The organism is Rubrivirga sp. (assembly GCF_965213695.1).
Classification (GTDB): Bacteria; Bacteroidota; Rhodothermia; order Rhodothermales; family Rubricoccaceae; genus Rubrivirga.
The window spans coordinates 2,122,045-2,136,241 of record NZ_OZ243912.1; the positions used below are offsets into that span (position 1 = coordinate 2,122,045).

Consider the following 14,197-nt stretch of genomic DNA (forward strand, 5'->3'; position numbering starts at 1 on the left):
CTTTACGAGTCCTCCTCCTGTGCGTAGGTCCACCGGATGGCGAACTGGAGGAGCTCGGTGACCGACCCGAGCCCGAGCTTCTCCTTGGCCCGGCGCCGGTACGTCTCGACCGTCTTCCGCGAGAGGTTGAGGTGGTCGGCGATGTCGTCGGTCGGCCGGCCCTGGCCCAGCAGCTGGAACACCGACATCTCCCGGTCCGTCAGCTCGTCGAGCCCGGTCCGGGCCGCCGCCCCGTCCCCGCCCGGGGCCCCGTCGCCGGACCGGTCGCCGGGCCCGCCGGCCCCGAACGCGACCCGGGCCAGGAGCCGGCTCGCCGCCCGCCGCGCGAGGTAGATCTCGCCGTCGGCCGCGGCCCGGATCGCCTCGGTCACCGTCGAGGTCGGCTCCGACTTCCGGACGTACCCGAGGGCCCCGGCCCGGAGCGCCCGCTCGGCGTAGACGGCCTCGTCGTACATCGAGAACACGACGACGGCCAGCGTGTCGGCCTCGGCCCGGAGGTTCTGGACGAGGTCGAGCCCGTGGGCGTCGCCGAGCGAGATGTCGACGACGGCCACGTCGGGGTGCCCCTCGCGCAAGACGTCGAAGGCCTCGGCGGCCGACCCGGCCACGCCGACGAGGGCCATGTCGGGCTCGGCCTCGACGGCCCGGGCCACGGCGTCCCGGACCGCCGGGTGGTCGTCCACGACGGCGACTCGGATCGGCACGTGGGAGCGGGCGACGAGCGACAATAGAGGAGGGGAGAGGAGGGGGTGGATCGACGGAGAACGGTAGGTCGTGGCTCCGGGGGGCGTGGGCAGCATAGCAGGGCGGAGGAGCGAGACCCCGTCGTTCGAGGTCGGTGGCGGGTCGCTCGGGCCCCTCCGTGCCGGGGGACCGACTCCGGGCCAACCTACTCAGACTCGACGGCGGGAGGAAGCGCTTCTGTCCACTGTTCCCCCACGAGACTTGGCGCACGTCCTGATGCGCCGTTCCGGGAATCCCCGTCCGAGGAGCACAGCGCGCGCGCCGTCGGTGTCGCCGGCATCGGTCGTTCGGATGGGTCTGGCGGGCCCGGTCTCCACACCGAACCTCTCCGTCTGCGCCGCGACGGTCCCGCTTCCAGGCCAAGGCGGAGCGCTGGAGGGCGAGTGCTCGGCGGGTCGGTCGGTCGGCGCCGACCCCGGCCGGCTCGAGCGAGCCGGCCAGGCTACCGACGCATCGAGGCGCTGCTCGCCGACCTGCCCACGTCGCGCGCGCTGTCGCAGACGGGGGCCGTCCCGCCGACCCGGGCACCGGCGGGGAGCCCGTCCCAGGCTCGCCCCGGAGACCTCGGCTCTCGACTCCTCGACCGCCAGCGTCCCGCAGGTCCTTCGCCAGGATGACGAGGGAGCGGTCTCGGTGGTCTTCCCGCTCCGTACCGCGGAGGTCCCAGTCGCGGTATCCGTCCACGGACGATCCGTCCACGGACGAGGGGTGTGGCCCGGCCCCTGCGGTCCGGGCCCGGGCCACCGAACGGTCAGACGCGCATCTGCGGCTGCTCCTCCTGTGCGTAGGTCCACCGGATGGCGAACTGGAGGAGCTCGGTGACCGACCCGAGCCCGAGCTTCTCCTTGGCCCGGCGCCGGTACGTCTCGACCGTCTTCCGCGAGAGGTTGAGGTGGTCGGCGATGTCGTCGGTCGGCCGGCCCTGGCCCAGCAGCTGGAACACCGACATCTCCCGGTCCGTCAGCTCGTCGAGCCCGGTCCGGGCCGCCGCCCCGTCCCCGCCCGGGGCCCCGTCGCCGGACCGGTCGCCGGGCCCGCCGGCCCCGAACGCGACCCGGGCCAGGAGCCGGCTCGCCGCCCGCCGCGCGAGGTAGATCTCGCCGTCGGCCGCGGCCCGGATCGCCTCGGTCACCGTCGAGGTCGGCTCCGACTTCCGGACGTACCCGAGGGCCCCGGCCCGGAGCGCCCGCTCGGCGTAGACGGCCTCGTCGTACATCGAGAACACGACGACGGCCAGCGTGTCGGCCTCGGCCCGGAGGTTCTGGACGAGGTCGAGCCCGTGGGCGTCGCCGAGCGAGATGTCGACGACGGCCACGTCGGGGTGCCCCTCGCGCAAGACGTCGAAGGCCTCGGCGGCCGACCCGGCCACGCCGACGAGGGCCATGTCGGGCTCGGCCTCGACGGCCCGGGCCACGGCGTCCCGGACCGCCGGGTGGTCGTCCACGATCATGACGGTGGTCCGGGACGGGGTCGGTCGATCAACGGGCATGCGTTCGGAGGGGGGTGCAGAAGGGACTACCCAATTAGCGTGCCAACAATGTCGCCGCTCGGTTCTCTGCCCGGGTTACGCCCGTGTCACGACGTCTCGGCCGGGGCCCGGGCCGCGTTTGGGAACGTCAGCCGGACCGTCGTCCCGGCGCCGGGGGCCGTCTCGATCGCGAGCGACGCGCCGACGCTGCTCGCCCGACGGGACATCCCGTAGAGTCCAATGGACCGGGCCCGGTCCGCGCTCAGCTCGAACCCGACCCCGTCGTCCTCGATCTCGACGACCACGTCGTCCTCGTCGCGCCCGAGGTAGACCCAGATGACGCCGGCGCCGGAGTGGCGGAGCGCGTTCGAGATCGCCTCTTGGGCGACGCGGTACGCCTGGAGCGCCGCCGCCGGGTCGGAGAGGTCCGTGGCCGGGTCCCGGCGGAACACGCACCGGGCGGCCCCCAGCGCGTCGACGTGCTCGACGAGCTCGGCGAGGGCGCCGGCCGCGCCCTCGGAGTACAGCTGGGGCGGGACGAGCCCGTGGCAGATCGCGCGGACCCGGTCGAGCGCCTCGGCCGAGTACGCGGCGATCCGGGCCGCCGTCTCCTCCTCGGGCCCGCCCTCGGCCCGTCGGGCCAGCCCCTCGCTCAGCATCCGGACGCCGGTCAAGAGCTGGCCCACGCTGTCGTGGAGGTCCCGGCCGATCCGCTCTTGCTGGTCCTCGAGCACGTTGACGAGCCGCCGCTCCATCTCGACCCGCTCGGTGATCTCGGTGCAGCTCCCCCAGATCTCGACGAGCAGGTCCCGCTCGAACCGCCCGACGGCGTTCATCGAGAAGTGGCGGACCCCCCCGGGCTCGTGCGTCGTGATCTCGTAGGCCCGCAGGTTGTAGTCGGACGCGACCAAGGCCCGGACCAGGCCCCGGCTGTACGGCCCGACCACGTGGCCGAGCGCGAGCCCGACCGTCTGCCGGTGGGTCCCGCCCAGGATCTCGTACATGGTCGGGTTGAGCTCGGCCAGCCGCCCGTGCTGCAAGACGTGGTCGGCCTGGGCCCGGGCGCTGGCCTGGCGCGAGACGGGCTGGTCGAGCCGGACCCGCCACACGCCCTCGGCGATGGCCTGGATAAAGGTCCGGTACCGGTCCTCGCTCGTCTTCCGCTCCGTCACGTCGCGGAGCACGGTCTGGACCCCGCCGACGGTCCCCGGGAACGGGACCGAGACCGACTCGACGACGCGCTCGTCCCCGTCGGCCCGGATCACGACGTGCTCGAACGGGACCGGGGTCGCCGTCTGGAGCTGGGCGTCGCGGGCGCCGGCGATCCGGCCGGCCTCCTCGGCCGAGATGAAGTCCTCGAACGGGCGGCCGACGAGCGCGTCGGGGGCGGGGGCGTGCAGGAGGACGGCGGCCGCCGCGTTCGCGTACGCCACGTTCCCCCGGACGAGCACGAGCGTCGGGTCGGGGTGGCGGTCGACGAGCTGGCGCCACCGTTCCTCGGTCTGGGCACGCGCCTCCTCGATGGCCAGGCGGCTGAGGTGCGTCCCCAGGACGTCGCCGATCACCGAGAGCGCCCGCTCGTACGCCGCGTGCGGCTCGCGCCCGTCCGGGCTCCGCTCGACGCCGAGGTAGCCGACGAGCCGCTCGTCCTCGGTGAGGAGGGGGACGGCCAGCGCGTGGCGCCCCTCGTCGGCGCCGGCCTCGGCCGCCGGGAGCCAGGGCACGGGCCCGCCTGCGTCCGGCGCAGCCGGGCCGACGGTCTGGCGCGTCGTGCCCGCCTCCCGCGTCCAGGTGACGACCTGGTCGAGGAGGTCCGTCGGCGCGGCGGGCACGGCCGGCGGGTCCTCCGCGTCGGGCGCGGCGGGCGCGGCCACGAGGGAGACCGAGTCGGCGTGGAACGACTCCCCGATGAGCCGGAGGACCTCGCCGATGTCCGTCCCCGAGCTCGACACGAGGAACCGGGAGACGCGCTGGAGCGCGGACGCGACGATGCCGGACGGGCTCTCGTCCGCGACGGGTTCCGCGAGAGGAGACAAGGCGGGGGCGGGGGGCATGGGCAGAGGGGGCGCGTCCGAACCTACGGGTCCGGCCGCGGACGTGGGGCCTGGGGCTCCCGGCGGAGGGCGAGCGAGGCCGAGACCGGCCGGTGGTCCGAGAGCCCGCTCGGCCCGACCCCGGCGTCGGCCACGGCCCAGTCGTCGCTCACCTGGATCCCGTCGACGTTGACGAGGGGGACCTTGTCGGGGCGGGTCGCGCCGGGGAGCCACCGGCCGGTGGTCTCCCGCAGCGTCCGGGCCAGGACGGCGCGGCCCCACTGGTCGGGGGCCGCGTTGAAGTCGCCCCCCACGATCACGGGGCCCGTCTCGGCGGCGACGAGCCGGGCCAGCGCCTCGCTCTCGACGGCGTGCTCGGCGAAGAACGACCGGAGGTTCTTGGGCGTCTGGGCCCACACCGACGGGTCGAGCATCCGGTCGGCGCTCCAGCCGGCGCGCGGGTTGAAGGGGCGGAGGTGGACGTTGTACACGGCGACCTCCGCCCCCTCCCACGCGACGAGCACCCGGCTGTAGACGCCGGAGTGGACCTCCTCGGCCCCCAAGAACCCGGCCCTAAAGTCGAGGACGGGGAGCCGGCTGAGGATGACCTGGCGCCTCGGCCCCGCGACCCCCGGCTCCGTTTGGACCGAGTCCTTGTACGCCGTGTACCCGCCCAGCGTGAGCAGGCGGCCGACGGCCGGAGCGTAGGGCCCGTGGTTGAAGGTGCTCTCCTGGAGCAGGAGGAGGTGCGGGCGCGTCTGGACCACGTAGTCCTCGACCGCGCCCTCTCGCTGCATGGACTCGCCGAGGTTCAGGGTCATCACACGGAGCGGCCCGTGATCGGCCGATGGTGGCGCGCTCGTTCGCAAGGTCCAGGCGGTGAAGACCGCCGCGAGCAGGAGCGTGGCGACGCCTCCCCCAGCGCTCCGGGTGCGGAGGGCGACCGCGCCGGTGGCGACCGCGAAGGGGAGCGACAGCGGGCCCAAGACCGGCAGGGCCGGGGCCACCACCTGGGGCAGCCACTCCGCACTCGGGGACGACCACCGGGCCAGGAGACCGATCCCCCCGACGACGGCGGTGGCCACGGCCGTGCCGTACAGCGCTGCCCGCCCCCACCGCCGACGGGACGCCCGCCGGCGGCGCTGCTTGAGCCGGGCCCTGCGCGTGACCGACCAATGGGTGGGGGGCGGCGCGTTCGCCGCGCGCCGGTTGGCGGTCCGCCTGTGCCTGGAGCGACGTCTCGGGTGCATACGGGGTAGGATCGGCCGGGCCGGTGGCTCTGAGGAGTCGGTGAGAAGCGCTTCCAAACGTACCCCGTCGGGCCCGGACGGCGAGTCGGTGCGCGTGTGGGCCGGTGGCCCGTCGCGAGACCTGCCACCCGCGTCGAAGATCGGGCAGGGGGCGCCCCCCGACCGTGGGGTCAGGTGGGGTACCAGACGGAACCTTCACGCCCGGGCGGGTCGGCCGGGTCCGCAGCGAGACGGCGCGCGAGGGGGCGTGTGCGCACGTCGTTCCCCCGCATGTGCATTCTGTGCGCGGGTCGGTTGGGCGAGGGGAGCGACCCGCTTGCGCCAGGGGCGACGGACGGGCGGGGGAAGAGCTACCACGACCTCCCCCGGCTCGTCATCCTGAGCCTGCGGAGGGGCTCAACTCGGGCCCCGAGGCCGTCGGCGCCGGTCCTGGAGGTCCGGGAGGTCCGCGTTGAGACCCTCTACTCCGCTGAGGACGGCAACGGCGGGGTTCCGAGCGGGGCGGAGGTCGAGGGTGAGCTAGCTCTGGGGCGGGGAGCGGGGCCGATGACCGTTCTCGCCGCCGGGACTAGCTTTGACCTCCCCCCCGTTGAGCGCTCGCCTTCTCCGCCGTCTCGCCTTGGGCACCGACGCCCCGAGGATCGGTACTTTGGCGGTGGGGACGACACGGGTAAGGGGGCTCCGAACCCGGCTCGGCCAGCTGCGATTCCGCAGAGCAATGTGTGAGTGCGCTCGTCCTCTGGTCCCCCCCAGATACCCATGTGTGGCATCGCGACCCTCTTCTCGTACGGCGGCGCGCGCCCTGACACGGCGAAAGCACTCGCGCGCGCCTGTGACCGGATGGAGGCGCGCGGTCCCGACGGTTCCGGCGTGTGGACGACCCACGGGGGGGCGGTTGGGCTCGGTCACCGGCGTCTGGCCATCATCGAACTGGGTCCGGGCGGCGCGCAGCCAATGGCGCTCGATGATCTGCCGCTAGCGGTCGCCTTCAACGGCGAGATCTACAACCACGTAGAGCTCCGGCGTGGTCTCGAAGCACAGGGCCACCGATTCCGCTCGTCGTCCGATACCGAAGTGCTCCTCCGGCTCTACGCCGAGCACGGTCCGTGCTTCGCCGAGCGGCTCCGCGGGATGTTCGCGTTCGCGCTCTGGGACGGCCGCGCCGACGGGCTCTTGCTCGGGCGTGATCCCTACGGCATAAAGCCCCTCTACGTGGCCGACGACGGCCGGACGTTCCGGGCCACATCGCAGGTCCAGGCGCTGCTGGCGATGGGCGGCGTGGACATGGCGCCCGAGCCGGCCGGCCACGCCGGGTTCTTCCTGTGGGGATCGGTGCCCGAGCCGTTTACCCTTTACCGCGGCGTCCGTGCGTTCCCACCCGGCCACACCCAGTGGATCGGGCCGGACGGGCCGCAGCCGCCCCGGGCGTTCACGACTGTGACCGGCCTGCTTCGCCAAGCCGAAGCAGAGGCCACCGCCCCGACAGATCCCGACGAGGCGGTCCGCGAGGCGCTCCTCGACACCGTGCGCGCCCACCTCGTGGCCGACGTCGAGGTCGGCGTGTTCCTCTCGGCTGGGCGCGACTCGACCACGCTGGCCGCGCTCGCGACCGAGGCCGGCGGCCGGCTCCGCTCGGTCACCCTCGGGTTCGACGAGTACGCCGGAACCGCCGAGGACGAGGTCCCGCTCGCCGAGGCGGCCGCTCGCCACTATGGGACCGACCACCGGACGGTCCGCGTCGGGCGGGCCGAGTTCGCCGGGCTGGCCGACGGGTTCTTCGAGGCCATGGACCAGCCCACGCTCGACGGCCTCAACACCTACCTCGTCAGCCGGGCCGCGGCCGAATCTGGGCTCAAGGTGGTGCTCTCGGGGTTGGGCGGCGACGAGCTTTTCGGCGGCTACCCCAGCTTCGCTGAGGTGCCCCGGCTCGCCCGCGCGGTCGGGCGCCTGCCGGGGCACCGCGCGGTCGGGCGGGGGCTCCGCGCCGCGGCGGCCCCCGTGCTCCGCCGCGTCACGTCGCCCAAGGCGGCCGGGCTCATCGAGTACGGCGGGACCGTCGCGGGGGCCTACCTCCTCCGCCGCGCCTTGTTCATGCCCTACGAGTTGGGGAGCGTCCTCGACCCGGACCTCGCGCGGGCCGGTCTCGAGGTGCTCGACCCGCTCGGGATGCTGGGGGAGATGTCAGAGGGCCTCGCGTCCGATCGGCTCCGCGTGACGGCGCTGGAGTCGGCCCAGTACATGCGGTCCCAGTTGCTCCGCGACTCGGACTGGGCGAGCATGGCCCACTCGCTCGAGCTCCGGGTCCCGTTCGTCGACGCCGAGTTGCTCCGGCGCGTGGCCCCGCTCGTCGCCGCCTGCCCAGACCGGGTGACCAAGGCGACGTTGGCTCGCGCCGCGCGGCCGCCGTTGCCCACGGCCATCGCGGACCGCCCCAAGACGGGGTTCACCACTCCCGTCCGCGACTGGCTCGCCCAGACGATGGACGCCGCTCCGGCTGGCCGTGGTCTCCGCGGGTGGGCCCAGGTAGTGTACCACCGAATGACGTCGCCCCCGTGACTCTCCTCGCACTTCTCAGCGACGCCTACGGCGCCAACGGCGGGATCGCCAAGGTGAACCGGGACCTGCTCGGCGCCCTCGTGGCGCACCCGTCCATTGAGCGAGTCGAGGTGCTCTCCCGGGTGCCTGCGGCGGAGGACGTGCCCGTCCCGTCGGGGGTCGTGTTGGACTCGGGGTCCGGCGGCGGCGCGCGCGCGTTCGTGGGAGCCGTGGTCCGGCGTGTGGTCCGGGGCCAGTACGACGGCGTGGTGTGCGGCCACCTCCACCTGGCGCCGCTCGCCGCGCTGGCGGCGGCCCGGGCCGGCGTCCCGTGGGCCCTCGTCGTCCACGGTATTGAGGCGTGGGGCCCGCCGTTCGCCGCGGCCACCCAGGGCGGGCTGGCGCTCGCGGCGACGACGCGGGCCGTCCGGCGGGTCGACCGCGTGGTCTCGGTGAGCGCGCTCACGCGGGACCGCCTGTGCGCCCGGTTCGGGGTCCGGTCAGAGCGCGTGACGGTCGTCCCCAACAGTGTCGACCTCGCCGACTACGGCCCCGGACCCAAGCGGCCGGACCTGCTCGCATGCTACGGGCTCGACGGGCGGACCGTCCTCATGACGCTCGCGCGGCTGTCGCCCGACGAGCGTTACAAGGGGATCGACGAGGTGATCGAGGTCCTCCCCGCTCTCGCCGACGGGGCACCGGACGTCGCCTACCTCGTCTGCGGGGGCGGCGACGACCGCGCGCGTCTGGAGGCGAAGGCCGCGGCGTTGGGCGTCGGAGACCGGGTCGTGTTCGCCGGGTTCGTCCCGGAAGCCGAGAAGGCCGACCACTACCGGCTCGCCGATGCGTTCGTGATGCCGGGGCGGGGGGAGGGGTTCGGGATCGTCTACCTCGAGGCGCTCGCGTGCGGGATCCCCGTCGTCGCCTCGACGAAGGACGCGAGCCGCGAGGCCGTCCGCGACGGGGCGCTAGGGGTCGTCGTTGACCCGGACGATCAGGTTGCCCTGGCGTCCGGGATCCGTGACGCGCTGAACAGACCGAAGGGCGTGCCGGACGGGTTGGACCACTTCTCGGAGGCCCGGTTCGTCGAGCGGTGGCACGCCGTCGTAGACGAACTCTTCGTTCGCTCTCGCGACGCGGGCGCCGTAGGCTCCGCGCAGGGGCCCGCCCCCTGACCGCCCCACCGCCGGTGACCCCGGCTCGCCGAGGCGCAGACGACAGAGACCGACGGGTCTCGCCGGCTCCACCCGCTACCGACCTCACCGATGCCCCTGATTCTCCGAAAGCTGGCCTACCTCCTCAACGCGAGGGAGAAGCGGAACGCGGGGATCCTCTTCGCGCTGACCTGGGCCGGCGCCCTGTTCGATGTCGTCGGCGTCGGGGCCATCCCGGCGTTCGTCGGCGTGATCAGCATGCCCGACAAGCTGCTCGAGTACGCGCCGGTCCGCGCGGTGTACGACGGGCTGGGGATGGGGTCCACGGACGAGATGGTGATGTGGGCCGCCGCCGCGCTCATCGTCATCTTCCTGGCCAAGAACCTCTACCTGGCGTTCCTCACCTACATCAGGGCGCGGTACAACTCCGGCCGCCGGCTGAGCATCTCGAACCGGTTGTTCCGGGCCTACCTCCGCTCGCCGTACACCTTCCACCTCCAGCGGAACACGGCCGAGCTCTTGCGCAACACGAACTCCGAGTCCGGGAGCGTCATCAGCGGGGCCCTGAGTCCGGTGATGACGCTGGCCCAGGAGGTGCTGACGCTGGCGTTCGTGTTCGTCCTGCTGATGCTCGTCGAGCCCATGGTCACGCTCGTCGTGTTCGGCGTGCTGGGGAGCGTCACCGTCGCGTTTTACCGGGCGACGCGAACCAAGATCGGCGAGTACGCCAAGGAGTCGCAGAAGCACCGGAAGCTCTCGGTGCAGGCGGTGAACCAGGGGCTCGGGGGGTTCAAGGACGCCCGGATCCTGGGGCGCGAGCGGTTCTTCCTCGCCTCGTACAGCACGAGCACGTCGTTCCAGGCCGAGGCCGACCGGTTCAAGGCCGTCGTCTCGGCGCTCCCCGGGCTCTTCCTCGAGACGATCGCCGTGGCGGGGATGCTGGGCGTCTCGGCCCTGCTCGTGGCCCAGGACCGACCGCTCGAGTCCATCATCCCGACGCTCACGCTGCTCGGCGTCGCCATCGTCCGGCTGATGCCGTCGTTCCAGCGGATCGCGGGGAACGTGAACTCGCTCAAGTGGGGCGAGAAAGCGGTCGAGGCGGTCTACAACGACTTGGTCGAGCTCGAGGGCCAGGAGAAGGAACGCCGCGCGCGGCAGACGGCGTCGGGGCCCATCGCGTTCGAGCGCGAGATCCGGTTCGAGCGGCTCGATTACCAGTACCCCGGCCAGGCCGGCCACGCCCTCCGCGGCGTGTCGCTGACGATCCCGAAGGGGGCCGCGGTCGGGTTCGTCGGGCCGTCGGGCGCGGGCAAGACGACGATCGTCGACGTGCTCCTGGGCCTGCTCGACCCCCAGGCCGGCCGCGTGCTCGTCGACGGGGTCGACATCCAGGGCGCGCTAGCGTCGTGGCAGCGCAAGATCGGGTACATCCCCCAGAGCATCTACCTCACCGACGACACGGTCCGGGGCAACGTGGCCTTCGGGATGGACGTCGACGAGATCGACGACAACGCCGTGTGGCGCGCGCTCGACGCGGCCCAGCTCCGCGAGACGGTCGAGGCGCTGCCCAAGGGGCTCGACACGGTGGTCGGCGAGCGGGGCATCCGGTTCTCGGGCGGCCAGCGCCAGCGGGTCGGGATCGCGCGGGCGCTCTACCACAGCCCCGAGGTCCTGGTCATGGACGAGGCCACGTCGGCGCTCGACAACCAGACCGAGCGGCAGTTCGTCGAGGCGCTCGAGCGGCTCCAGGGGAACCACACGCTCGTCGTGATCGCCCACCGGCTTAGCACGGTCCGCAACTGCGACACCCTGTTCATGCTCGACCACGGCCGCTTGGTAGCCGAGGGGAGCTACGACCACCTGATGGCCGCGAGCGAGGCGTTCCGGGCCATGGCCGGCGAGGACGCCGTCGCCGACGCGATGGCCGTTGCGGAGGCAGTCCCGGCCGGCTCGTGAGGGCCCCGGCGACCCCGGCTCCACCGCCGGTCCGCCTGTTGTGGACGGGCGGGTGGGACTCGTCCTTCCGCCTGTTCGACCTCGCCATCCGCCACCGCGTCGAGGTCCAGCCGTACTACCTCCTGGAGCACGTCCGGGCCTCGACCGGGACCGAGATCGACACGATGCTCGCGCTGCGGGAGGCCCTCCGGGACCAGGACGCCGGGGCGGCCGCGCTCGTGCGCCCGACGGCGTACCGCGAGCGCCGAGGCCTGCCCGTGACCCGGCGCAAGGGGGACCAGATCGGCTCGCTCATCGGCCGGACGCACCTGGGTAAGCAGTACCGATGGCTCTCGGAGTGGGCCGAGGCCGACGGGCTCGACGGGCTCGAGCTCTCGGTCCACCGCGACGACCGCGCGTACCTCTTCCTCAAGGACCACGTCCGTCCGGACCCGGCCGTCGTCGGCGGCGGTTACGCGCTGAAGGACGAGGTGGAGGACCCGGCGATCACGCTGTTCCAGCCGTTCCGCTTCCCGCTGCTGGACTGGACCAAGACCCGGATGGACGAGCACGCCCGCGAGCACGGGTTCGAGGGCCTCCTCCACCAGACGTGGTTCTGCCACAGCCCGCTCCGCGGGGCCCCGTGCGGCACGTGCAACCCGTGCCGGTACGCGGTCCAGGAGGGGATGGGGTGGCGGGTCCCGCGTCGCCGCCAGTTCGCCGGCCGGGTGTACCACACGGCCGCTCATCTGTACCGCGGCCTCAAAAGCCGGACCTGACCCCGATGCGCGGCCTCTACAGGGGGCCGCCCCCTTTCCGAGGGCGCCGTCCGCCCGGACCGCGCCGAACACCCCGGAGGTTCCGGCCCGGCGAGGCGGCCCCGCGCCGGCCACGGCGTTGCCGGCGTCGTCCCGAGCCGCTGGACGTGCCCGCCCTCTCGACCGGCCTCGCGGCCTTCTCTCATATGCCATCTGCGCACCTCAACGACCTGTCCCCGACCTCCGACCTCACGCTGTGGACCGGCGGCTGGGACTCGACCTACCGCGTGCTCCAGCGGGCGCGCATCGAGCGGCGGCCCGTCCGCCCGTGCTACGTCGTCGACCGGAACCGGGCCTCGGCCGGCATGGAGCTCGACGCGATGAACCGGCTCCTCAACACGCTCCAGCAGCAGGACCCCGAGACGTTCGCCCGGTTCTGGGCGCCGCGGTACGTGGACCGGCAGGCGATCCCGGCCAACCCGTCCATCGAGAGAGCCTGGGAGCACCTCCGTGACGCTTACGACATCGGCAACCAGTACAACTGGCTCGCGCGCTTGGTCGAGGCCGCGGACTGGACCGGCGTCGAGCTCTCGGTCTACGGCGGGGGCCGGCTCCGGCCCATGTTCGGCGACCACGTCCACGCCGTCGAGCAGGAGGGGGGGCACACGACGTACGTGGTCGGGCCGGACGCGCCCGAGCCGGTGCGGCTCGTGTTCGGCCGGTTCGCGTTCCCGTTCTGGGAGACCGACAAGCAGTCCGCCTTCGCCGCGGCCGACCGGCAGGGCCTGACCGAGCTGCTCGACGCCCACACGTGGTTCTGCTTCGATCCTCGGAACGGGGAGCCGTGCGGTCTGTGCCGCCCGTGCGAGTTCATGATGAAGGACGGGCTGGGCCACCGGATCCCCCGCAGCGGACACCTCCGGCACCGCCTCCGCGAGCTTCGCATCCGCGCCGGCCTCAGGCCTGGCGTCAAGACCCGGCTCCTGAAGCTGGTCGGGCGCTGACGTGCTTCTCCCTCGCCGGGCACCATGCCTGAACGTCCTCGGCGGGGATACGTCCTGGACGACGGGCCGAAGACGACGGGGCTGGGCCGTCAGCCGAGGCGGCTGCGCACTCGGCGGGCCAGCGGGAGCACGTGCTCCAGAGGCGTGTTGTGCGCCAGCGTCTTGAGCGCCTCCCGGCTCCGCTTCCGGCGGACCACGCGCGCGAGCATGGCCGTCAGGGCCGGGGGCGCCCCCCGGCCCTGGGCGAGGGCCAGGTTCTCCTCCGTCAGCGCGAGGTGGTCTTTGGCGACCACCTCCTCCCAGTGGGCCGTCGACTTGTCGGGGAACGTCCGGGCGTCCTCCCACGCCCCGACGATCTGGAGCGGGATGGCGGTCCGGACGCACTTGCGGCACCGGCCGCAGTTGTAGTCGCCGCCCTTGTTCCGGATGCACACGCGGAGGTGGTCCAGCACGAGGTCCCGGTTCCACTCGACGGCCCGGGCCAGCTTCTCCGCCCGCGACACCTCGGCCCCGTCGTGGACGACCGTGAGACGCTCGGTCGAGTACATCTCGTCGACGAGCGGCGTGCTCCCGTGGGGGACCATGTGGTTGTACGAGTACCCAGACGGGAGGCACACGTAGTCCAGGCCGCCCGCGAGCGAGAGCGCGACCGAGGAAAGACCCGACCCGAAGTAGTAGGTCTCCCACTGGAGTCGCGAGAAGGTCCGGAGGGTGCTCATCCCGCTGATGCACTCGACGCCGACCGCCTCTGCGATCTGCTCCACCCGTCGTTGCGATCTGTCCACCTCCCGGGCGTCCTCGAGCCGGTTCTCGATTCCCTGCATGAACACGATGTGGGTCAGCGGCGCGGGCAGCGCCGTCTCCGGGCGGAGCCGCTTGAGGAGCGTGTAGAACGAGTCCACTCCGCCCGAGAAGAACGAGGCCGCGCGGCCGGTCGGCGGGGCGGGCCCCACCGGCTGGGCCTCGGACTCGATGGCGATCTCGGGGATCTCGGGGTGCCACGTCCGCCAGATGTCGAGGACCCGGGGGAGGTTGAAGTGGAGGCGTGGCGAGATAGGCGGGACGATCTCTAAGGGTTCGCCGGCGTGAGCGGCGGGGAGGAGCATGACGGCCGCGAACGGGTCGGCCGACTCGTGGACGAACGGCCGGAAGTGCTCCGGGAACTCGAAGGTGATCTCGTCCCGCCGCCCCGTCCCGCGCTCGACGGTCCCGGTCAGCCGCACCTTCCCATGCGAGGTGTGGAGGGAGACATCGAGCAGGCGCATTGGAGAAGAGGGGGGGAGAGGAGCCATGCACTGCCCCGACCCCCCACGGGG

General features: G+C 73.1%; 10 protein-coding genes. 5 read left to right on the top strand and 5 right to left on the bottom strand.

Features of this window, described 5'->3' with window-relative positions:
- Positions 1-2 precede the first annotated feature (2 nt).
- The 4 genes from ACOOHE_RS09255 to ACOOHE_RS09270 form a co-directional block, all read right to left on the bottom strand.
- Entirely contained in the window at positions 3-704 is a 702-nt protein-coding gene (locus tag ACOOHE_RS09255; RefSeq protein ID WP_420457513.1) for a response regulator transcription factor, read from the bottom strand.
- Positions 705-1,495: 791 nt separating this feature from the next.
- Entirely contained in the window at positions 1,496-2,233 is a 738-nt protein-coding gene (locus ACOOHE_RS09260; RefSeq protein WP_420457514.1) for a response regulator transcription factor, read from the bottom strand.
- Positions 2,234-2,319: 86 nt separating this feature from the next.
- Complete coding sequence (locus ACOOHE_RS09265; protein WP_420457515.1) at positions 2,320-4,266, bottom strand: PAS domain-containing sensor histidine kinase; 1,947 nt, start codon at positions 4,264-4,266, stop codon at positions 2,320-2,322.
- A 23-nt stretch (positions 4,267-4,289) separates the two neighbouring features.
- A complete protein-coding gene (locus ACOOHE_RS09270; RefSeq protein WP_420457516.1) occupies positions 4,290-5,330 on the bottom strand; it encodes an endonuclease/exonuclease/phosphatase family protein in 1,041 nt (346 codons plus the stop codon).
- A 924-nt stretch (positions 5,331-6,254) separates the two neighbouring features.
- Here ACOOHE_RS09270 and asnB point away from each other — a divergent pair.
- The 5 genes from asnB to ACOOHE_RS09295 all read left to right on the top strand — a co-directional run bounded on the left by asnB (position 6,255) and on the right by ACOOHE_RS09295 (position 12,881).
- Positions 6,255-8,051 carry an asparagine synthase (glutamine-hydrolyzing) gene (gene asnB / locus ACOOHE_RS09275; RefSeq protein WP_420457517.1) on the top strand — a complete coding sequence of 599 codons (1,797 nt, stop codon included), beginning with the start codon at positions 6,255-6,257 and terminating at the stop codon, positions 8,049-8,051.
- Positions 8,048-9,205 (top strand): glycosyltransferase family 4 protein, encoded by a 1,158-nt coding sequence (locus ACOOHE_RS09280; protein ID WP_420457518.1) that lies wholly within the window; start codon positions 8,048-8,050, stop codon positions 9,203-9,205. Before asnB ends, ACOOHE_RS09280 begins: the two co-directional genes overlap by 4 nt.
- Positions 9,206-9,295: 90 nt before the next feature.
- The gene (locus ACOOHE_RS09285) at positions 9,296-11,140 is read left to right on the top strand and encodes an ABC transporter ATP-binding protein (protein WP_420457519.1); all 1,845 of its coding nucleotides are present in this window, start codon (positions 9,296-9,298) and stop codon (positions 11,138-11,140) included.
- Positions 11,137-11,898: a hypothetical protein gene (locus ACOOHE_RS09290; RefSeq protein WP_420457520.1), complete on the top strand. Its 762-nt coding sequence runs from the start codon at positions 11,137-11,139 to the stop codon at positions 11,896-11,898. The genes ACOOHE_RS09285 and ACOOHE_RS09290 overlap by 4 nt, the downstream gene beginning before the upstream one ends.
- 146 nt (positions 11,899-12,044) lie before the next feature.
- On the top strand, positions 12,045-12,881 hold the full coding sequence (locus ACOOHE_RS09295; protein WP_420457521.1) for a hypothetical protein: 837 nt from the start codon (positions 12,045-12,047) through the stop codon (positions 12,879-12,881).
- An 89-nt stretch (positions 12,882-12,970) separates the two neighbouring features.
- Here ACOOHE_RS09295 and ACOOHE_RS09300 read toward each other — a convergent pair whose 3' ends face one another.
- Positions 12,971-14,146: a hypothetical protein gene (locus ACOOHE_RS09300; RefSeq protein WP_420457522.1), complete on the bottom strand. Its 1,176-nt coding sequence runs from the start codon at positions 14,144-14,146 to the stop codon at positions 12,971-12,973.
- Positions 14,147-14,197: the final 51 nt, after the last annotated feature.

Coding starts and splice junctions, on each gene's coding strand:
- ACOOHE_RS09265 (WP_420457515.1), bottom strand. CDS start 4,266: ATGCCCCCCGCCCCCGCCTTGTCTCCTCTCGCGGAACCCGTCGCGGAC.
- ACOOHE_RS09285 (WP_420457519.1), top strand. CDS start 9,296: ATGCCCCTGATTCTCCGAAAGCTGGCCTACCTCCTCAACGCGAGGGAG.
- ACOOHE_RS09260 (WP_420457514.1), bottom strand. CDS start 2,233: ATGCCCGTTGATCGACCGACCCCGTCCCGGACCACCGTCATGATCGTG.
- asnB (WP_420457517.1), top strand. CDS start 6,255: ATGTGTGGCATCGCGACCCTCTTCTCGTACGGCGGCGCGCGCCCTGAC.
- ACOOHE_RS09300 (WP_420457522.1), bottom strand. CDS start 14,146: ATGCGCCTGCTCGATGTCTCCCTCCACACCTCGCATGGGAAGGTGCGG.